At 60.4% G+C, this 19,708-nt stretch carries 16 protein-coding genes; 9 read left to right on the forward strand and 7 right to left on the reverse strand.

Annotated elements, in window-relative coordinates; translation table 11 throughout:
• Nucleotides 1–330: 330 nt before the first annotated feature.
• The 5 genes from JJD74_RS21960 to JJD74_RS21980 all read left to right on the forward strand — a co-directional run bounded on the left by JJD74_RS21960 (nucleotide 331) and on the right by JJD74_RS21980 (nucleotide 6,397).
• Nucleotides 331–1,710 carry a UDP-glucose dehydrogenase family protein gene (locus JJD74_RS21960; protein WP_200616806.1) on the forward strand — a complete coding sequence of 460 codons (1,380 nt, stop codon included), beginning with the start codon at nucleotides 331–333 and terminating at the stop codon, nucleotides 1,708–1,710.
• Nucleotides 1,711–1,917: 207 nt separating this feature from the next.
• A complete protein-coding gene (locus JJD74_RS21965) occupies nucleotides 1,918–3,096 on the forward strand; it encodes an MFS transporter (protein WP_200616807.1) in 1,179 nt (392 codons plus the stop codon).
• Nucleotides 3,097–3,251: 155 nt separating this feature from the next.
• Complete coding sequence (locus tag JJD74_RS21970; RefSeq protein ID WP_042559228.1) at nucleotides 3,252–3,947, forward strand: HPP family protein; 696 nt, start codon at nucleotides 3,252–3,254, stop codon at nucleotides 3,945–3,947.
• A gap of 188 nt (nucleotides 3,948–4,135) precedes the next feature.
• The gene (locus JJD74_RS21975; protein WP_200616808.1) at nucleotides 4,136–5,242 is read left to right on the forward strand and encodes an enoyl-CoA hydratase/isomerase family protein; all 1,107 of its coding nucleotides are present in this window, start codon (nucleotides 4,136–4,138) and stop codon (nucleotides 5,240–5,242) included.
• A 3-nt stretch (nucleotides 5,243–5,245) separates the two neighbouring features.
• Complete coding sequence (locus tag JJD74_RS21980) at nucleotides 5,246–6,397, forward strand: acyl-CoA dehydrogenase family protein (protein WP_150615577.1); 1,152 nt, start codon at nucleotides 5,246–5,248, stop codon at nucleotides 6,395–6,397.
• Nucleotides 6,398–6,522: 125 nt separating this feature from the next.
• Here JJD74_RS21980 and JJD74_RS21985 read toward each other — a convergent pair whose 3' ends face one another.
• The 6 genes from JJD74_RS21985 to JJD74_RS22010 all read right to left on the reverse strand — a co-directional run bounded on the left by JJD74_RS21985 (nucleotide 6,523) and on the right by JJD74_RS22010 (nucleotide 13,495).
• The gene (locus JJD74_RS21985) at nucleotides 6,523–7,296 is read right to left on the reverse strand and encodes an enoyl-CoA hydratase (RefSeq protein WP_200616809.1); all 774 of its coding nucleotides are present in this window, start codon (nucleotides 7,294–7,296) and stop codon (nucleotides 6,523–6,525) included.
• 15 nt (nucleotides 7,297–7,311) lie between these two features.
• Nucleotides 7,312–8,439: an acyl-CoA dehydrogenase gene (locus JJD74_RS21990; protein WP_200616810.1), complete on the reverse strand. Its 1,128-nt coding sequence runs from the start codon at nucleotides 8,437–8,439 to the stop codon at nucleotides 7,312–7,314.
• A 142-nt stretch (nucleotides 8,440–8,581) separates the two neighbouring features.
• Nucleotides 8,582–9,775: an acetyl-CoA C-acyltransferase gene (locus JJD74_RS21995; RefSeq protein ID WP_200616811.1), complete on the reverse strand. Its 1,194-nt coding sequence runs from the start codon at nucleotides 9,773–9,775 to the stop codon at nucleotides 8,582–8,584.
• A 12-nt stretch (nucleotides 9,776–9,787) separates the two neighbouring features.
• On the reverse strand, nucleotides 9,788–10,549 hold the full coding sequence (locus JJD74_RS22000) for an SDR family NAD(P)-dependent oxidoreductase (RefSeq protein WP_200616812.1): 762 nt from the start codon (nucleotides 10,547–10,549) through the stop codon (nucleotides 9,788–9,790).
• A gap of 16 nt (nucleotides 10,550–10,565) precedes the next feature.
• Complete coding sequence (locus JJD74_RS22005; protein WP_115148093.1) at nucleotides 10,566–12,230, reverse strand: AMP-binding protein; 1,665 nt, start codon at nucleotides 12,228–12,230, stop codon at nucleotides 10,566–10,568.
• Between the two features lie 248 nt (nucleotides 12,231–12,478).
• A complete protein-coding gene (locus JJD74_RS22010) occupies nucleotides 12,479–13,495 on the reverse strand; it encodes an AraC family transcriptional regulator (protein ID WP_200616831.1) in 1,017 nt (338 codons plus the stop codon).
• 305 nt (nucleotides 13,496–13,800) lie between these two features.
• Between JJD74_RS22010 and efeU the strand changes: the two genes are divergently transcribed.
• From efeU to efeO (JJD74_RS22030), 4 genes are read left to right on the forward strand one after another with little or no spacing between them, the layout of a single operon-like run.
• Nucleotides 13,801–14,640, forward strand: coding sequence for an iron uptake transporter permease EfeU (gene efeU, locus JJD74_RS22015; RefSeq protein ID WP_047301137.1), 840 nt, complete (start codon nucleotides 13,801–13,803; stop codon nucleotides 14,638–14,640).
• An 8-nt stretch (nucleotides 14,641–14,648) separates the two neighbouring features.
• Nucleotides 14,649–15,848 carry an iron uptake system protein EfeO gene (efeO, locus tag JJD74_RS22020; RefSeq protein WP_200616813.1) on the forward strand — a complete coding sequence of 400 codons (1,200 nt, stop codon included), beginning with the start codon at nucleotides 14,649–14,651 and terminating at the stop codon, nucleotides 15,846–15,848.
• Between the two features lie 17 nt (nucleotides 15,849–15,865).
• Entirely contained in the window at nucleotides 15,866–17,164 is a 1,299-nt protein-coding gene (efeB, locus tag JJD74_RS22025; RefSeq protein ID WP_200616814.1) for an iron uptake transporter deferrochelatase/peroxidase subunit, read from the forward strand.
• A 27-nt stretch (nucleotides 17,165–17,191) separates the two neighbouring features.
• Nucleotides 17,192–18,016: an iron uptake system protein EfeO gene (gene efeO / locus JJD74_RS22030; RefSeq protein WP_042559239.1), complete on the forward strand. Its 825-nt coding sequence runs from the start codon at nucleotides 17,192–17,194 to the stop codon at nucleotides 18,014–18,016.
• Between the two features lie 152 nt (nucleotides 18,017–18,168).
• Here the strand turns inward: efeO (JJD74_RS22030) and pssA are convergent, their stop codons facing one another.
• Nucleotides 18,169–19,512, reverse strand: a complete 1,344-nt coding sequence (pssA, locus tag JJD74_RS22035; protein WP_200616815.1) for a CDP-diacylglycerol--serine O-phosphatidyltransferase — start codon at nucleotides 19,510–19,512, stop codon at nucleotides 18,169–18,171.
• Between the last annotated feature and the right edge of the window lie 196 nt (nucleotides 19,513–19,708).

A 19,708-nucleotide genomic window follows, 5' to 3' on the forward strand; every position in this document is an offset into this window, starting at 1 on the left:
GTTGGACGGGGAAGATGGGGTACTCGACAAGTCAATCAAACGAAACGGCCTTGAATGGAAAACAGTTCATTACAACATGACAAAAAACGGCAAAACCTGAATGCGACCGGTTGCCGGAAAAGGCTCACAACCTGCCGGCCAAGGGCTTAAAAGTCAATCAGGCATTCTCCGACCGGTATCCCAAGCCCTTGAACTTCCGCGTTTTTCAGACAACCGGGCGGACGTTGCAGGCGCGATAGACGAATTGAAACATGCCCTTGCCTACCCTGATCGCGGTCAACAACAGATCAACACTCATCTGGCTCGTGCGTCCGCATTCAGGAGTGCTTCATGAAAATCACGGTATTTGGCAGTGGTTACGTCGGTCTGGTGCAAGCGGCTGTGCTGGCCGAAGTCGGGCATGACGTGGTGTGTATGGACGTCGACCAGAACAAGGTCAACTTGCTGAGTCAGGGCCACGTCAGCATCTTCGAACCGGGGCTGGCCAGCCTGGTGCGCGAAGGTCTGGATTCGAAACGCCTGTTGTTCACCAGCGACGAAAAACTCGCCGTGCAGCACGGCCGTGTGGCGTTCATTGCGGTGGGTACGCCGTCGCGTGAGGACGGCTCGGCGGATCTGCGCTACGTGCTCTCGGTCGGCGATGCGATTGCCCGTCACCGTGAACATCCGCTGATTCTGGTGGAGAAATCCACGGTGCCGGTGGGCACGGGCGACACCTTGCGCACGCACATCGAAAAGGCCTTGATCAAGGTGGGTCGTTTGCTGCATTTCGATATCGTCTCCAACCCGGAGTTTCTCAAGGAAGGTTCCGCCGTCGCCGATTGCCGGCGTCCGGATCGCATCGTCATCGGTTGCGAGGGCGATGAGGTGCGTGACGTGATGCGCGATCTGTATGCGCCGTTCAATCGCAACCATGACCGCATCATGTTCATGGATCTGCGTAGCGCCGAGCTGACCAAGTACGCGGCCAACTGCATGCTGGCGACCAAAATCAGTTTCATCAACCAGATCGCCGAGCTGGCCGAACACCTGGGTGCCGACATCGAATCGGTGCGCCAGGGCATCGGCGCCGACACGCGCATCGGCTATCACTTCATCTACCCGGGTTGTGGTTATGGCGGTTCGTGCTTTCCCAAGGACATGCGCGCCTTGATCCACAGTGCCGAACAGGCGCACTGCTCCAGCGATTTGCTGCAAGCGGTCGAAGCGATCAATCAGCGGCAGAAGCACAAGCTGTTCGAGCGTATCAACGCGTTCTACCAAGGCGACCTGCGCGGCAGGACTTTCGCCCTGTGGGGCCTGGCCTTCAAACCCAACACCGACGACATGCGCGATGCGCCGAGCCGGGTCTTGCTGGAAGAACTGTGGGCCGCCGGCGCCAGCGTGCGCGCGTTCGACCCCGAAGCCATGCAGGAAACCCAGAACCTCTACCCGGACGAAGCAAAACTGATGTTGATGGGCACGCCTGAGTCGGTATTGCCCGGCGCCGACGCGCTGATCATCTGTACCGAGTGGCAGCAGTTCAAGGCGCCGGATTTCGACTTGATCAAGCAGCGCCTCAACACCCCGGTGATCTTCGACGGTCGCAACCTGTACGACGCCGAACGCCTGGCGCGCAATGGCTTCCAGTACTTTCCGATGGGCCGTGGCGAGTCGCGCAAATTGCCGATCTCGCTGCAGCAATGGCCGCGCGCGTCCGACGTCGCCTGACCGGTTATTGCGACCTCTGAGCTCTGTGTAGGAGCTGCCGAGGCTGCGATCTTTTGATCCTGTTTCTTAACAATCAAGATCAAAAGATCGCAGCCTTCGGCAGCTCCTACAGAGGGAATTTTGTTGTGTCAGGTTGACCGGTGACTGCGACCCGGCGAGGATGGCGACGCCCGCTTGTGCATCTGAAATAAGGACATTGACCTCTTCGTGGCCACCTACTCGCCCCTGATCCGCCGGCTGATGATCAGCTCGCTGACAGTCGTTATCAGCCGTGCCCTGATCAGCCCATTGCTGACCTTGTTCCTCAGCAACAAACTCGGCCTCAACCCCCAGGACGTCGGGCTGCTGCTGGGCATTGCGGTGTTCAGTGCCACGCTGCTGTCGCTGTATGGCGGTTACATCATCGATCGCCTGGACAAGCGCCAGTTGCTGATCCTTACCATGCTCTCGAGCGGCATCGGACTGATCCTGCTGACCTTCGCGCAGAATCTGTATCTGGTCACGCTGGTGCTGATCATCAGCGAAACCGCCTCGGCGCTGTTCCTGATCTGCTCCAAGGCGATCCTCAGCGAGAACCTGCCCATCGGTCAGCGGGTCAAGGCGTTTTCCCTGAACTACACGCTGACCAACATCGGTTACGCCGTCGGCCCGATGATCGGCGTGGTAATCGCCGGTATTCAGCCTGGCGCGCCGTTTATCGTCGCCGGTGCGATCGCCTGCGCCAGTGTGTTTTTGCTGCTCGGCGTCGCCAGGAAGGTGAGCCCGATATCGCCGCTCGGCCAGCCGCAAAGCTTTCTGAATACCCTTATCATCCTGAAAAACGACCGCACGATGGTCCTGTTCACCCTCGGCTGCCTGCTCAGTACGTTGGTCCACGGGCGTTTCACCTTGTACCTGTCGCAGTACCTGCTGGTGACCCACACTCAACAACAGACGCTGGACACCATGGCCGCCCTGCTCGCCTGCAACGCGATCACAGTGATCCTGCTGCAATATCAGATCGGCCGGTTCCTCAAGCGCGAGCACCTGCGGTACTGGATTGCCGGGGGCACCGCGCTGTTCATCGTCGGGCTGATCGGCTTCAGTGTCGCCGACAGCCTCGTCGGCTGGTGCGTGGCGATGTTCATCTTCACTCTGGGCGAGATGATCATTTACCCGGCGGATTTCCTCTTCGTCGACACCCTGGCCCCGGAAGAACTACGCGGCAGCTACTACGGCGCACAGAATCTGGCGGCACTGGGCGGTGCTGTAAGCCCGGTAATGTGCGGGTTCCTGCTGATGCACACACCGGCACCGAGCATGTTTTACGCCCTTAGTGGTCTCGCGGCGCTGGGCGGCTATCTGTGTTTTGTCAGCGGGCGCAGGGTCGCTTCAATGCAAAAGTAATGCACTAAAACTGCATTAATATGAATTTGTCAGCATCGAGATTGATCGGCAAACTGTGCGCGTTCCTCCCCCAATGTTGGAACACTTCGAGGGCTTTCCGGATTTGCCGGACAAGTCCTTTTTTTTGCCCGGATTTTTGCAAGGATCGGTTTCACATGCTCGCTCGCTGGTTGCCCGCCGCCATCAACACTCGCCCCACCGAATGGAGCCGCGCCGCTATCGGCATGGCACTGGGCACGCTGTTCAGCGTGTGGTTGTGCGCCCAGGTATTCGGGCATGAAGTCGCTTATCACCTGATCGGCCCGTTGGGCGCGTCGGCGGTGCTGCTGTTCGCCGTATCGTCCGGCGCCCTCGCCCAGCCCTGGTCGATTCTGGGCGGCTATCTGTGTGCCGGCGTCGTGGCATTGCTGGTCGCCCATGTGCTCGGCCGAACACTCGGCAGCGCGTGTCTGGCGGCGGGCATCGCGTTGATTCTGATGTGTTGGTTGCGTTGCCTGCACCCACCGGCCGGCGCGTTGGCGTTGACGTTAGTGCTGGCCGATCCCGCGACCATCGCCATGGACTGGAAAGCCATGGAGCCAGTGATGTTGGGGGCTGCGTGCATGTTGGCCAGTGCCTTGGCCTACAACAACCTGACGCGCATCCGTTACCCAAAACGCCCCGCCGAACCTGCGCCGGTGGTTGCCCCGGTCGATAGCCAGGCGATCACTGCTCAAGACCTGAAACTGGCGCTGGCTGACATGGAGGCGTTCATCGACATCACGCCTGAAGACCTGGAGCAATTGATCCACGCCAGTGAACTGCATGCCAAACGGCGCAGCATTGGTGAAGTTTTCACCCGCCCGTCCTGAATCCCCACACTTCTGTGTAGGCGCTGCCGAAGGCTCCTACACTGTCATTGCATTCCATCACCTGATGTAAAAATGCACACAGCCCCTGCAGATATCCTCGTTGTACAGGGCAAATTTGCACTGTTACGATCCGTTAACGCTCGCGCGCGAGCTTCTCGAATAAAGACAATAAAAGCAGGGAGTTAGTGATGACTGCTCAGGCTTCATCCCCGCGGACTCTGTCCATGGATGCCACGCAAAACGAAGTGCTGGCCGAGGTTCGCAACCACATCGGTCACCTGACCCTCAACCGCCCTACCGGCCTCAACGCCATTACCCTCGACATGGTTCGCCTGCTGCAACAGCGGCTCGACGCCTGGGCGAGCGACGCCGATGTGCACGCCGTTGTCCTGCGCGGTGCCGGTGACAAAGCCTTCTGCGCTGGCGGCGACATTCGTTCGCTTTACGACAGTTACAAGAGCGGCGACACGCTGCACGAAGATTTTTTCGTCGAGGAATACGCCCTCGACCTGACGATTCACCACTACCGCAAACCGGTGCTGGCGCTGATGGACGGATTCGTCCTCGGTGGCGGTATGGGTCTGGTGCAAGGCGCCGATCTGCGCGTGGTCACCGAAAAGAGCCGACTGGCGATGCCGGAAGTGGCCATCGGTTATTTTCCGGATGTCGGTGGCAGCTATTTCCTGCCGCGCATTCCCGGCGAGTTGGGGATATACCTGGGCGTCAGCGGCGTGCAGATCCGCGCTGCCGATGCGTTGTATTGCGGGCTCGCCGACTGGTATCTGGACAGCAGCAAACTGGCCACCCTCGATGAAAAACTCGATCAGATGGAATGGCAGGACACACCGCTCAAGTCGCTGCAAAACCTGTTGGCCAAACACGCTGTGCAAACCCTGCCCGATGCGCCGCTCGAAGCCTTGCGTCCGGCCATCGACCACTTCTTCGCGCTGCCGGACGTGCCAAGCATGGTCGAGCAACTGCGCGCCGTCACCGTTGCCAACAGCCATGAATGGGCGACCACCACGGCTGATCTGCTGGAAACCCGCTCGCCGCTGGCCATGGCCGTTACGCTGGAAATGCTCCGTCGTGGCCGGCACTTGAGCCTGGAACAGTGCTTCGCCCTCGAACTGCATCTGGATCGTCAGTGGTTCGCCCGCGGTGACCTGATCGAAGGCGTGCGCGCCCTGCTGATCGACAAAGACAAGACACCTCGCTGGAACCCGCCGAACCTCGCCGTGCTGGACGCTGCGCAAGTGGCGAGTTTCTTCCACGGTTTTGCTGAGAGCGGGAGCTGAGCCATGCACGATCTCGAACTGACTGAAGAACAAGTGATGATCCGCGACATGGCCCGGGACTTTGCCCGCGGCGAAATCGCGCCTCATGCGCAAGCCTGGGAAAAGGCTGGCTGGATCGACGACGCCCTCGTGGCGAAGATGGGCGAGTTGGGTCTGCTGGGCATGGTCGTGCCCGAAGAATGGGGCGGGACCTACGTCGACTACGTCGCTTATGCGCTGGCCGTGGAAGAAATTTCCGCCGGCGATGGCGCCACTGGCGCGTTCATGAGCATCCACAACTCGGTGGGTTGCGGCCCGGTGATGAACTACGGCAGCGACGAGCAGAAACAGACCTGGCTGGCGGATCTGGCCAGCGGCGCGGTGATCGGCTGCTTCTGCCTGACCGAACCGCAGGCCGGTTCCGAAGCGCACAACCTGCGCACTCGCGCCGAGCTGCGCGATGGCCAGTGGGTGATCAACGGCGCCAAGCAATTTGTCAGCAATGGCAAACGGGCGAAACTGGCGATCGTGTTTGCGGTGACCGACCCGGATCTGGGCAAGAAAGGCATTTCGGCGTTTCTGGTGCCCACCGATACACCGGGCTTCATCGTCGATCGCACCGAACACAAAATGGGCATCCGCGCTTCCGACACCTGTGCGGTGACGCTGAACAACTGCAGCATTCCCGAGGCCAATCTGCTTGGCGAGCGCGGCAAGGGTCTGGCGATTGCCCTGTCCAACCTTGAGGGCGGACGCATCGGAATTGCCGCGCAAGCGTTGGGGATTGCCCGCGCGGCGTTTGAAGCAGCGTTGGTTTATTCGCGGGACCGAGTGCAGTTCGGCAAGCCGATCAACGAGCACCAGAGCATCGCCAATCTGCTGGCCGACATGCACATGCAATTGAACGCGGCGCGGTTGATGATTTTGCATGCGGCGCGTCTGCGCACGGCGGGCAAACCGTGTTTGTCAGAGGCCTCACAGGCCAAGCTGTTTGCGTCCGAGATGGCCGAGAAGGTTTGCTCGTCGGCGATTCAGATTCATGGCGGGTATGGCTATCTGGAAGATTATCCGGTCGAGAAGTATTACCGCGATGCGCGGATTACCCAGATTTATGAAGGCTCGAGCGAGATTCAGCGGATGGTGATCGCTCGGGAATTGAAGAACTACCAGCTCTAAAAGCAAAAGATCGCAGCCTGCGGCAGCTCCTACAAGGAAACACATATTCCCGTGTAGGAGCTGCCGCAGGCTGCGATCTTTTGATCTTCTAAAAGCATCGCCAGCAGGCCAGTCAAGTTCGCGAATTACTTACCCTTGAACTCAGGCGTCCGCTTGGCCACAAACGCTGCCATGCCTTCCTTCTGATCCTGCGTCGCAAACGCCGCATGGAACACCCGGCGCTCAAACCGCACACCCTCCGTCAAATTGACCTCAAAGGCGCGGTTGACGCTTTCCTTGATCATCATCGCAATCGGCAATGATTTGCTGGCGATCACTGCGGCGACCTTCAACGCTTCATCGAGCAATTCATCACTCGGCACGATCCGCGCGACGATGCCGCAACGTTCAGCCTCAACCGCGTCGATCAAACGCCCGCTCAGGCACATTTCCATGGCTTTGGCTTTGCCCACGGCGCGAGTCAGACGTTGTGTGCCGCCCATGCCCGGCAGCACGCCGAGGTTGATTTCCGGCTGACCGAATTTGGCGTTGTCGCCGGCCAGGATAAAGTCGCACATCAACGCCAGCTCACAGCCACCGCCGAGAGCAAAGCCATTAACGGCGGCGATGATCGGTTTGCGGCGGTTGGCAACGCGATCACTGTCGCTGAACAGGTCGTCCATGTAGATCTGCGGATAAGTAAGCTCTGCCATTTCCTTGATGTCGGCACCGGCAGCGAAAGCCTTTTTTGAGCCGGTGATGACGATGCAACCGATGTTGCCATCCGCTTCCAGCGCATCAAGCGCCTGGTTCACTTCGCTGACCAGTTGCGCGTTCAGCGCGTTGAGCGCCTGTGGCCGGTTGAGAGTGATCAAGCCAACGCGGCCGTGATTTTCCAGCAGAATCGTTTCGTAAGTCATGGATAAAATTCCTGGTCAAAGATTGCGCGAAATAACCATGCGCTGAATATCGCTGGTGCCTTCGTAGATCTGGCAGACGCGCACGTCGCGGTAGATGCGCTCCAGCGGGAAATCGTTGAGATAACCGTAACCGCCGAGCGTCTGCAAAGCCATCGAGCAGACTTTCTCGGCCATCTCCGAGGCGAACAGTTTGGCCATGGACGCTTCAACCAGCGTCGGTTGACCGCTGTCACGCAGCGCTGCCGCGTAATGCACCATTTGCCGGGCGACGGCGATTTGCGTCGCCATGTCGGCGAGGCGAAAAGCAACGGCCTGGTGCTCGATGATCGGCTTGCCGAACGTGTCGCGGTCACGGGCGTAATCGCGCGCCGCTTCGAATGCTGCGCGGGCCATGCCCACCGATTGCGAGGCGATACCGACGCGGCCACCTTCGAGGTTGGCCAAGGCGATTTTGTAACCTTCGCCCTCCTCACCCAACCGGTTGGCGACCGGCACTTTGACGTCTTCGAAGAGAATCTGGCAAGTGTCCGAGGCGTGCTGGCCGAGCTTGTCTTCGACGCGGGCAACTTTGTAGCCCGGCGAGTCGGTCGGCACGATAAACGCGCTGATCCCGCGTTTGCCGGCACCTGGATCGGTCACCGCAAAGACGATCACGATCCCGGCGTTTTGCCCGGAGGTGATGAACTGTTTGCAGCCGTTCAGCACGTAATGATCGCCTTCCAGGCGTGCGCGGGTCTTCAGGCTGCTGGCGTCGGAACCGGCCTGCGGTTCGGTCAGTGCAAAAGCCCCAAGCATGGCGCCGCTGGCCAATGGCTTGAGAAAACGCTCGCGTTGATCGTCGTTGCCGAACTTGAGGATCGGCACGCAACCCACCGAGTTGTGCACGCTCATGATCGTCGAGCAGGCACCGTCGCCGGCGGCGATTTCTTCCAGCGCCATGGCGTAGGCCAGGTAACCGGTGTCGCAACCGCCCCACTGCTCCGGCACGAGCATGCCGAAAAAGCCCAGCTCGGCCATCTCGCCAATGGCTTCCTTGGGAAAGCGGTGCTCGCGATCCCACTCGGCGGCGAACGGTTTCAGCCGTTCCTCGGCAAACTGCCGGGCCATGTCGCGGATCTGTTGTTGGTCTTCGTTGGGGATCATGGTGAGTCCTTAAATCCGGTTTGCTACGCAAAACCCTGTGGGAGCGGGCTTGCCCGCGATGAGGCCGTGTCAATCAAAATATTGGCTGTATGACCCACCGCCATCGCGGGCAAGCCCGCTCCCACAGGGTCAGGTGTCAACTTCAGTAAACGCATTCCACGGCCATGGCCGTTGCTTCGCCGCCACCAATGCAGATGGCCGCGATGCCGCGTTTCAGATTGTTCTGGCGCAACGCCGAGAGCAACGTCACCAGAATCCGCGCACCCGACGCACCGATCGGATGGCCCAGCGCACAGGCACCGCCGTGGATATTCAGCTTCTCGTGCGGGATATCGAGATGCTTCATCGCCGCCATCGCAACCACGGCAAACGCCTCGTTGACTTCAAACAGGTCAACCTCGGCCAGCGACCAGCCGGTCTTCTTCACCAGTTTGTTGATCGCCCCGATCGGTGCCACCGGAAACAGTCCCGGGGTATCAGCGAACGCCGAGTGACCGTGAATGACCGCCAGCGGTTTCAAACCAAGTTTCTGCGCCTGCGACTGACGCATCAGCACCAGCGCCGCTGCGCCGTCAGAAATCGAACTGGAGTTCGCCGCCGTCACCGTCCCGCCTTCGCGGAACGCCGGTTTCAGCGAAGCGACCTTGTCCAGTTTGGCTTTCGGCGGCTGTTCGTCATTGCTGATCAGCACCTGCTCTTTGCCGACGGTCACGGTCAGCGGGACGATTTCGTCCTTGAAGCGGCCGTCCTTGATCGCCTGTTGCGCGCGCGTGGTCGAGGTGATGGCGAAGGCGTCCTGCTCTTCACGGCTGAATTCATTGGTGTCGGCGCACTCCTCGGCGAAGGTGCCCATCAGGCGCCCCTTGTCGTAGGCGTCTTCGAGACCGTCGAGGAACATCGAATCCAGCACCCGGCCGTGGCCCATGCGGTAACCGGCGCGGGCACGATCCAGCAGATACGGCGAGTTGGACATGCTTTCCATGCCGCCGGCGATCACCACATCGGCGCTGCCAGCGACCAGCATGTCGTGGGCCAGGATGGTGGTTTCCATGCCCGAGCCGCACATCTTGTTGACGGTGGTACAACGGGTCGATTTATCCAGCCCGGCGCCCAGCGCTGCTTGCCGCGCAGGGGCCTGGCCGAGGCCCGCAGGCAATACGCAACCGAACAGCACTTCATCGACTGCATCGCTGGCGACACCGGCGCGTTCAACCGCGGCCTTGATGGCGGCGGCGCCGAGTTGCGGCGCGGTGAGGCTTTTCAGTTCGCCCTGAAAGCCGCCCATCGGGGTGCGAACGGCGCTGACGATAACAATCGGATCGTTGGAAATAGTCATGACAAATCCTCCTTACCTGGCGGCCATGCGCAAGGCGCCGTCGAGACGGATCACCTCACCGTTGAGCATGCTGTTTTCGATGATATGCCGAACCAGCGCGGCGTACTCGGCAGGCTTGCCCAGACGCGGCGGGAACGGTACGCCGGCCGCCAGCGAGTCGCGGACTTCCGGGGTCATGCCGGCCATCATCGGCGTTTCAAAAATGCCCGGGGCGATGGTCATCACGCGGATGCCGAAGCGCGCCAGCTCACGTGCGGCCGGCAGGGTCAGGCTGGCGATGGCGCCTTTTGACGCTGCATACGCGGCCTGACCAATCTGGCCGTCGAACGCCGCTACCGAGGCGGTGTTGATGATCACGCCGCGCTCGCCATCGGCATTGGCCTCGCTCTCGGCAATCGCCGCAGCGGCCAGGCGCAACATGTTGAAGCTGCCGATCAGGTTGACGTTGATCACCTGGGCAAAACTGGACAATACGTGCGGGCCGTTCTTGCCAAGGATCTTCTCGCCCCGGACGATGCCGGCGCAGTTGACCAGACCATTGAGGCTGCCGAATGCAGTGACGGTCGCTTTTATGGCGGCTTCGGCGGCGGCTTCATTACTGATGTCGGCGACGACGCTTTGCGCACCCAGGCGTTGGGCCTGCGCGGCAACCGCTTCGGCGTTCATGTCCACCAGCATCACTTTGGCGCCGGCACTCACCAGCAATTCAGCGGTGGCTGCACCCAGGCCGGAAGCGCCGCCAGTGACGATAAAAACCTTGTTCTCGATCTGCATGACTGTTTCCTTCGATTCAAGCTGAAACGTTGTGCGCCGCGGCCTCTTGAGCCTTGGCGATTTCCTGGTTGCGCAAGATAAAGCGCTGCAATTTGCCGCTCGGGGTCTTGGGCAATTCGCTGACAAATTCGATTTCACGCGGGTACGAATGCGCGGCCAGACGTTTGCGTACGTGCTGGCGAAGTTCTTCGGCCAACTCTGGTGCCGCGCGGTATTGCGCGCTGAGCACCACGAAGGCTTTGACCAGTTCGGTGCGCTCCGGATCGGGTTTGCCGACCACCGCGGCCTCGACCACGGCCGGATGTTCGATCAACGCGCTTTCGACGTCGAATGGGCCGACGCGGTAGCCAGACGTGGTAATCACGTCGTCGCTGCGGCCGACGAAACTGATGCTGCCATCCGGATTCCACTCCACGGTGTCGCCACTCAGGTAGTAATCGCCGACGAAGGCTTTGGTCGGTGCGCCTTCATAGCCGCCAAACCAGCACATCGGCGAGTTGGCACGGTCGATGGCGAGGATGCCCGGCTGACCGACGCCCAGTTCCTGGTGCTGCTCGTCGAGCACCACAATGCGATGACCCGGCGAGGCGAAACCGGCGGCGCCAACGTGAACCGCATGGTCGAGGCCGTGGTGGTTACACAGCACCATGCCCAGTTCGGTCTGGCCGTAATGGTCGTGGATGACCACATCAAGGTTGTCAGCGAACCAGCGGATCACTTCCGGGTTCAGCGGTTCGCCCGCGCTACTGACGATCCGCAGCTTGCCCTTGATTGACCTGGCGAACTCGTTACCGCCGGCAATCAGCAGACGATAAGCCGTCGGCGAACCGGTGAGGTTGGTGATTCCGTACTTGTTGATCACCCGGCAGGTGCTTTCGAGGGTGAACGGGCCATCGTAGAAAGTGATCGGATGCCCCATTGCCAACGGGCCGGTGACACCGAAATAGATGCCATAGGCCCAACCCGGATCGGCGACGTTCCAGAATGCATCTTCCGGGCGCAGATCCACCGCATCACGGGTGTAGCTCTGGAACGCGACGATCGCCTTGAGCGGTACCGACAGCGCTTTCGCCGGGCCGGTGGTGCCCGAGGTAAACATCAGCAGGAACGGGTCTTCGCCGCTCAGCAGCACGGGTTCGCAGACGTTGGAATAATTGGCCAGTTCAGCCCAGAAACTGAAATCACCACGGACAATGCCCTGGCCCTTGGCGCCGCCGACCGTGACCAGCGTCGGGCAGTCGGCAACTTCAGTGAGTTTCGGCCGGTTGACGGCGTCGGTCACCACGACTTTGGCGCCGGAGCTGTTCAGTCGATGTTCGAGGGCCTTCGGGCCGAACGCGGTGAACAGCGGTTGATAGACCGCGCCGATGCGCCAGGTGGCGAAAACGGTGATGAGCAATTCGATATTGCGTGGCAGCAGACCGGCGACCTTGTCACCCTTGCGCACGCCTTGGGCGAGGAGGAAATTGGCGAATCGCGCGGCTTTGTCCTGCAAGTCGCTGAAAGTGTACGTCGCGCTGGCGCCATCGCGACCTTCCCAGAACAGCGCGATGCGCCCCGGCAATGCATGGCGGTCGCAACATTCGACGCAGGCGTTGAGCGCCTCAAGCGAGCCGCTGAGCGCGGCATCCACAGTGTGCTGATAGTTGAACTGTTCGGTGGCAGACAAGTAGTCGCGCATTGCCAGAATCCCTCTGTGTTTTTATTAGGCTGGGAACCGTAAACAACAGAGGGATAGTCGCGCTGTCAGGGGCTTGGGGCAATGGTCAAAGCCATCAAAGTGGCTGACTGGTTTGGCCAGGGTTCAAGAGATGTGCCGCCAGGATTGCCGCCTTCGCGAGCAGGCTCGCTCCCACATTTGAAATGCGTTCACCCTGTGGGAGCGAGCCTGCTCGCGAAGGGGCCAGATCAGCCAGCATGAAATTCGGATCAGACGGCTTCGTTAAGGATCAACGTCCGGTAATGCCCCGGATTCGACCCCGACCACTTGCGAAACGCCTTGTAGAACGAACTCGCATCGGCAAACCCCAAGCGGCTGGCGATCTCGACAAAGCTGATCGAAGGCTCGGCCAGCCAGACAATCGCCAATTCCTTGCGCACGCTGTCCTTGAGGCCCTGATACGTCTGCCCTTCCTCGGCCAGACGACGGCGCAACGTCGAGGCCGACATGCACAGCTGCTGGGCCAACGGTTCGGTTTCCGGCCACTGCTCGGCAGGCAACTGACGCAAATCGTGTTTGATCCGGCTGGCCAGGCTCTGCGGGTCGCGGTACTTGACCAGAATGTTGGCCGGCGCGTGAGCCAGAAAGCGCTTGAGCTCCTCGGCGGAACGTTTGATCGGCAGATCGAGGCAATCGGCGGAAAAGATCATCCGCGTGCGTGGCCGATCAAAGCGCAGGTTGTCCGAGAACATCACCCGGTAGTCATCGGTAAAGTCCGGCGCCGGGCAGCGCAGTTCGATGGCCAGGATCGGAATCCGCCGCCCCGCCAGCCAGCAGGCCACGCCGTGGACGATCATCCAATAGGTGAAGTAGGTAAACGCGCGGCGTGGTTCCGGATCGTCTTCAAGCAGGACAATCTCCGCAAGACTCTGCTGATGCACCAGTTGCGCCGGCAGGCGCTCAAGCATCAACGACAGGAAACTCAGGCCCGTGCTCAAACCGGCCGCCAGCGTTGGTTGTGCCATGGCGCTGCGGCAAAGGAACTCCAGACTACCGGACTTGAGCTTGCGCGGGTCCATGCCGAAGAACTCGTCATCCCCCCGCCGAGCCAACAGACGCCAGAGCTTCGCATATTGCGATGCCGGCACCCGGCCCTCGCCGGTTTCCAGCAAGGCCGGGGCAATGCCGACCTTGTTCAACAGTTCTTCCCTGGCCACGCCCGGGGCACAACTTTGCAGCAGCGCTTCACGCACCAGTTGCACGGCGATGGTGTCTTTTTCCGACATGGAACGCGGCAGACCTTGTTGTTTTTGAGTGACCGGCATCTTACCGCAGCCACCCGCGCGTTGCTGGCCCGAAAACAATGCAAACCCTGTGGGAGCGGGCTTGCCCGCGATTGCAATGGAACAGCTGGCATTTCTGTTCACTGACAGAACGCCATCGCGGGCAAGCCTGCTCCCACAGGGTTTTGTGCTGAACATAACGTCATGTTGTTCAGCTTGCGTTCAGGTTCTTGTCAATGATTACCATATGAGAATGAGTGTCATTATGTTACAACTTAGCTTCCTATCTAAATCACCGCGGATACCGAATGCTCGTTCCCTTTCTGATCATGCTGCGCGAAGGCATTGAAGCCGCGTTGATCGTTGGCATTATCGCCAGCTACCTGCAACAGACCGGCCGCGGCGAATGGATGCCCGCCGTGTGGATCGGTGTTTTTCTCGCGGCAGCCCTGGCATTGCTGGTCGGCGGTGGCCTGGAACTGGTCAGCGCCGAATTCCCGCAAAAGCAGCAGGAACTGTTCGAAGGCGTGGTCGGGTTGGCGGCCGTGGCGATCCTCAGTTCGATGGTGTTCTGGATGCGCAAGGTCGCACGGTCGATCAAGCATTCGCTGCACGCCTCGCTGGATCAGGCGCTGACCTCGTCCAGACATCAGGTGATTGCGCTAATCGCCATGGTCTTCTTCGCCGTGGCGCGAGAGGGTCTGGAAACCGTGTTCTTTTTGCTCGCAGTGTTCCAGCAGAGCGAAGGCCCGGGCGCGCCGATTGGCGCCCTGCTCGGCCTGATTCTGGCGATCATCGTTGGCTTTCTCATCTACAGCGGCAGCATGCGCCTCAACCTCTCGGCATTTTTCAAGTGGACCGGGTTGTTCATTTTGGTCGTGGCCGCGGGGATTCTCGCCAATTCGGTGCAAGCCCTGCATGAAGCCGGCGTGTGGAATCACCTGCAAACCGTGCTCTTCGATTTCAGCGCGACACTGCCGATGGATGGCCCGCTGGGCTCGGTGCTGGCCGGCATGTTCGGTTATCAGGATGCGCCGACGGTCAGCACCCTTGGCGCGTACCTGATCTATCTGCTGCTGGCGCTGGTGATGTTCTTTCTGCCCGCGCCCAAGCCTGTCGCGCAATCGTCTTCTGCTTCCAGCCAATAAGGGCACTCATGTCAAAGCCTAATACTCCTCAGGCCTCGCCTCCCCGTGCCTTGCGTTGGGCGCTGGCCGGTTCGGTGATCGTGATGATCGCCGCCGGTGGCCTGTTCTGGTACGCCTCGAAAATGGCCGCGGCCAAGCGTCAGCACAACCACGATGAAGTGGTGGTCAACATTCATCCGGGCAATTGCGAGCCGAACGCCCTGACAGTCCCGGCCGGTCGCGCCAGTTTCCGTATCGTCAACCGCTCCGAACGGGCGGTGGAATGGGAAATCCTCGACGGCGTGCTGGTGGTCGAAGAGCGTGAAAACATCGCCCCGGGCCTGAGCCAGGTGATCAATGCCAACCTGCAACCCGGTGACTACGCCATCACTTGCGGCCTGCTGAGCAACCCGCGCGGCACCCTGCATGTGACACCGACCGCCGCTTCTGACGCCGCCGCCAAAGCCAAGCCGTCGCTGGTGGCGTTCATCGGGCCGCTGTCGGAATTCCGTGTGTATCTGGCCAGCCAGGGCAGCGCGTTGATCAAAACCACGACCGCGCTCAATCAGGCGATTGCCAGCGGTGACTTGAGTCAGGCGCAGGCGTTGTACCTGCCGGCGCGGGCGGCGTATCAACGCTTGGCCCCGGCGGCTCAGCGACTGGCCGAACTGGACAACCGGATCAATGCGCGCGCCGATTACTTTGAGAAGCGCGAGCAGGACCCAGCGTTCGTCGGTTTCCACCGCATCGAATACGCGCTGTTCCAGCAACGCCGACTCGATGATCTCGCCGTCGTCGCCCTGCGTCTGGTGAGCGACGTCACCACGCTGAAACAGCAACTGCTCGCGCAATCGTTGCCGCCGGAGCAACTAGTCAACATCGTCGTGCGCAACCTCAACACCCTCGCCGACGTGCGTGCCGCCAGCGGTGAAGAAGAACGCTACAGCCACAGCGACCTCAACGGTTTCGCCGCCAATCTGCAAACCGCACACAAAGTGGTCGATCTGCTGCGGCCGATGTTGAGCAAGTCGGCGGCGGATCTGTTGCCGAAAATCGACCAGACGCTGGCCGACTTCGACAACGAACTGAACAGCTACAAGGTCAAGGACGGCTACGCCAGCTACGACGCCCTCAGCGGCGCGCAACGCAAGCAGATCGCCGACAAGGCTCAGGCTCTGGCCGACGCACTTGATGGCATCGATCCAGCCCTTGGCCTCTCCGGCCTGTAAGCAGAAGACTCGTACCGATGAAAGATTCAGAACAACTCAACCTGCAACGCCGCCGTGTCCTGATGGGCATGGGCGCTGCCGGTGTCGCGCTGGCCGGATCGGCCCTGAGCTGCCCGGTTATGGCGGCTGCACCTGCGCAAGTCACCGAAGCACCGAGCAGCGACAAGACCGAAGACCGTCACGATTTCCACGGTGTGCATCAAACCGGCATCGTCACCCCTCGCCCGGCGTCGGGCATGTTGGTGGCGTTCGATGTGTTGGCCAGCGATCGCGAAGATCTCGAGCGACTGTTCCGCACGCTCAACGAGCGCATCGCCTTCTTGATGACGGGCGGTCCGGTCGCGCAGATCGATCCGAAACTGCCGCCGCCAGACTCCGGCATCCTCGGCCCGGTCGTCACCCCGGACAACCTGACCATCACCGTGTCGGTGGGTGAATCGCTGTTCGATGAACGCTTCGGCCTGGCGGACGCCAAACCCAAACGTCTGCAACGCATGGTCGGTTTCCCCAACGATGCGCTGGAGGCCGATTGCTGCCATGGCGATTTGAGTCTGCAGTTCTGCGCCAACACCGCCGACACCAACATCTACGCCCTGCGCGACATCGTCAAGAACCTGCCGGACCTGTTGCTGGTGCGCTGGAAACAGGAAGGCAGCGTGCCGCCGCAAGCCCCGGCCAAGCCCGGTGTGCCAGCGCAATCGGCGCGTAACTTCCTGGGTTTCCGTGATGGCTCGGCCAACCCCGATTCCAACGACGATAAAGCCATGGATCGCCTGGTGTGGGTGCAACCGGGCAGCGACGAACCGGCCTGGGCGGCGCACGGCAGTTATCAAGCGGTACGGATCATCCGCAACTTCGTCGAACGCTGGGATCGCACGCCATTGCAGGAGCAGGAAAGCATTTTCGGTCGGACCAAGAACACTGGCGCGCCGATGGGAGGTCACCACGAAAGCGAGGCCCCGGATTACAGCAAAGACCCGGAAGGCAAGTTGACCAGGCTCGACGCGCACATTCGCCTGGCCAACCCGCGCACAGCCGCCAGCCAGGCCAACCTGATCTTGCGTCGACCGTTCAACTATTCCAATGGCGTCAACAAGAACGGCCAACTCGACATGGGCCTGCTGTTCATCTGTTACCAGGCCGATCTGGAAAAAGGCTTCATCACCGTGCAGACACGCCTCAACGGCGAACCGCTGGAGGAATACCTCAAACCGGTCGGCGGCGGTTACTTCTTCACCCTGCCGGGTGTGACGGGCGACAAGGACTTTATCGGGCGCTCGCTGCTCAACGCCACACAACCCAAAACAGCCGCATAAAACAACTTCAACACTGGAGCCGCCCCCATGAAAAAGACGCCACTCGCGTTATTGCTGACCCTCGGATTGCTCAACACCCCGCTGTCGGCATTCGCCGCAACAGCACCGCTGGATCTGGTCGGGCCGGTGTCGGACTACAAGATTTACGTCACCGAACAACTCGATGAACTGGCCAGCCACACCCAGCAATTCACCGACGCCGTGAAGAAAGGCGACCTGGCGACCGCGCAAAAACTCTACGCACCGACCCGCGTCTTCTACGAGTCGATCGAACCGATTGCCGAGTTGTTTAGTGACCTCGATGCGTCCATCGATTCTCGCGTCGATGATCACGAGAAAGGCGTGAAGGCTGAAGATTTCACCGGTTTCCACCGCATTGAATATTCGCTGTTCGCGCAGAAGAGCACCCAGGGCCTCGATGCATTGGCGGATGGCTTGAACAAAGACGTGCAAGACCTGCAAACCCGCGTGGCCGGCCTGACCTTCCCGCCGGAAAAAGTGGTGGGCGGTGCCGCTGCGCTGCTGGAAGAAGTGGCCGCGACAAAGATCTCCGGTGAGGAAGATCGCTACAGCCACACCGACCTGTATGACTTCCAGGGCAACATCGATGGCGCGAAGAAAATCGTCGATTTGTTCCGTCCGCAGATCGAGCAGCAGGACAAGGCTTTCATAGCGAAAGTCGACAAGAACTTCGCCACCGTCAACAAGGTGCTGGCCAGGTACAAGACCCAGGATGGTGGGTTTGAGACGTATGACAAGGTCAAGGATAACGACCGCAAGGCACTGGTCGGGCCGGTGAATACCTTGGCGGAAGATCTTTCCACGTTGCGTGGGAAGTTGGGGCTGAACTGAGTTTTTGTAGCGTTTTTCAGGGCCTCATCGCTGGCAAGCCAGCTCCCACAGGGTTTTGCAGTGCTCACGGATTTTGTGAACACCGGCCAGACCTGTGGGAGCTGGCTTGCCAGCGATGACGTCAGCAGGCTCGCCGCATCATCCGGATCAATTTACAGAATCCGGTAAAGCAACCGCTCTATCCGCACCCGACTCACGCGCTTGAGAAACTTCGCCACCCCGGCCGGGTATTCCGGCAAGGTCTCCAGGTCGTGGAAGCTGGAAATCCGCGAGGTATGGCGGAAGATTGCCTCCAGTTCCTGCGCCCGCGGGTCCACCCACTCGCCTTTGGGATCATCGATCAACAACGCATTTTCCAGGTCCAGGCGGAACGCCCGTGGATTAAGGTTGTTGCCGGTCAGCAGCGTGTAGCGCTGATCGATCCACATGCCTTTGAGGTGATAGGTGTTGTCGCCGTCACGCCACAGGTGCAGGTTCAACTGACCGCTGTCGATGCTGCGCTGATGGCGTTTGGCGAAGCGGCGCAGGCTGATCTCGTACAGGTACGGCAGCGCTGAGATCACCCTGAACGGCTCGCTCGGCGGGATGTAGAAGTCGTTGGCGGTCTTGTCGCCAACCACAATGTCGATCTTCACGCCACGGGCCAGCGCGCGGTTGATCTCGCGGATCACCCCTAGCGGCAGGTTGAAGTAAGGCGTGCAAATGGTCAGCTGCTTTTGCGCACTGGCGATCAATTCGAGAATCGCCCGGTTCAGCGGGTTGTTCTTGCCCACGCCCAGCAATGGACTGACCGACAAACCTACTCTGGCGGTGCTGCCGGCACTGGTGTCGTACGCCGCGTGCTTGAGGCGGCTGCGCAGATCGCCGATGTCGTTACGCAGGCTGCGAGTGGTCGGCAGATTCGGCAGGTCGAGGCGATGCACCGCTTTGGATTCGATCAGGCCATGTTTGACCAGGTGATGCATCGAGTCCCCCAGCTCAGGGCTCTGCAGGACGTGATAGCGGTCGAAACGGTACTTGTCGAACTTGTGCAGGTAAACGTTGTTAAGGCTGGCGCCGCTGTAGACCACGCAATCGTCGATCACGAAGCCCTTCAAATGCAGCACGCCGAACAGTTCGCGGGTTTGCACCGGTACACCGTAGACCGGCACTTCGCTCTGGTGGGTGCGGGTCATTTCCTGATACCACGCCGAATTGCCCGGCTGCTTGCCGGCACCGATCAGCCCGCGCTGGGCGCGCAGCCAGTCGACCACCACGGCGATTTCCAGCTCGGGACGCGCGAGTTTGGCGGCGTGCAAGGCATCGAGGATTTCCTGACCGGCTTCGTCTTGCTGCAAATACAGCGCGACGACATAGATGCGCTGGGTCGCCGTAGCGATTTTCTCCAGCAGGCAACGGCGGAACTCGGCGGCGCCGGACAAAATGGTCACGGCCTCGGCGGTCAGCGGAAAGCTGCGCAGTTTAGGCAGCAGAGAGCGTTTGAAGAGCAACGGCATAGGGCTCGCAATGGGTCGAATCCGAAGAACCCGAGAGCTTACACCATCGATCCCTGCGGGTCTTGTGAGGGTCTGTAAAGAGATCGAAAGATCGCGGCCTTCGGCAGCGCCTACAAGGTGTTCACAATCCCCGTGCAGGAGCTGCCGAAGGCTGCGATCTTTTGACTTTAAAAACAACTTGCCAATGAAGAACGAC

It is taken from the genome of Pseudomonas sp. MF6776, assembly GCF_016613125.1.
In the GTDB taxonomy this organism is placed as follows: Bacteria; Pseudomonadota; Gammaproteobacteria; order Pseudomonadales; family Pseudomonadaceae; genus Aquipseudomonas; species Aquipseudomonas iridis.

Coding starts and splice junctions, on each gene's coding strand:
- JJD74_RS22010 (WP_200616831.1), bottom strand. CDS start 13,495: ATGTCGGAAAAAGACACCATCGCCGTGCAACTGGTGCGTGAAGCGCTG.
- JJD74_RS21970 (WP_042559228.1), top strand. CDS start 3,252: ATGCTCGCTCGCTGGTTGCCCGCCGCCATCAACACTCGCCCCACCGAA.
- JJD74_RS22000 (WP_200616812.1), bottom strand. CDS start 10,549: ATGCAGATCGAGAACAAGGTTTTTATCGTCACTGGCGGCGCTTCCGGC.
- efeB (WP_200616814.1), top strand. CDS start 15,866: ATGAAAGATTCAGAACAACTCAACCTGCAACGCCGCCGTGTCCTGATG.
- pssA (WP_200616815.1), bottom strand. CDS start 19,512: ATGCCGTTGCTCTTCAAACGCTCTCTGCTGCCTAAACTGCGCAGCTTT.
- JJD74_RS21995 (WP_200616811.1), bottom strand. CDS start 9,775: ATGACTATTTCCAACGATCCGATTGTTATCGTCAGCGCCGTTCGCACC.
- efeU (WP_047301137.1), top strand. CDS start 13,801: ATGCTCGTTCCCTTTCTGATCATGCTGCGCGAAGGCATTGAAGCCGCG.
- JJD74_RS21975 (WP_200616808.1), top strand. CDS start 4,136: ATGACTGCTCAGGCTTCATCCCCGCGGACTCTGTCCATGGATGCCACG.
- efeO (WP_042559239.1), top strand. CDS start 17,192: ATGAAAAAGACGCCACTCGCGTTATTGCTGACCCTCGGATTGCTCAAC.
- JJD74_RS21990 (WP_200616810.1), bottom strand. CDS start 8,439: ATGATCCCCAACGAAGACCAACAACAGATCCGCGACATGGCCCGGCAG.
- JJD74_RS22005 (WP_115148093.1), bottom strand. CDS start 12,230: ATGCGCGACTACTTGTCTGCCACCGAACAGTTCAACTATCAGCACACT.
- JJD74_RS21960 (WP_200616806.1), top strand. CDS start 331: ATGAAAATCACGGTATTTGGCAGTGGTTACGTCGGTCTGGTGCAAGCG.
- JJD74_RS21980 (WP_150615577.1), top strand. CDS start 5,246: ATGCACGATCTCGAACTGACTGAAGAACAAGTGATGATCCGCGACATG.
- efeO (WP_200616813.1), top strand. CDS start 14,649: ATGTCAAAGCCTAATACTCCTCAGGCCTCGCCTCCCCGTGCCTTGCGT.
- JJD74_RS21985 (WP_200616809.1), bottom strand. CDS start 7,296: ATGACTTACGAAACGATTCTGCTGGAAAATCACGGCCGCGTTGGCTTG.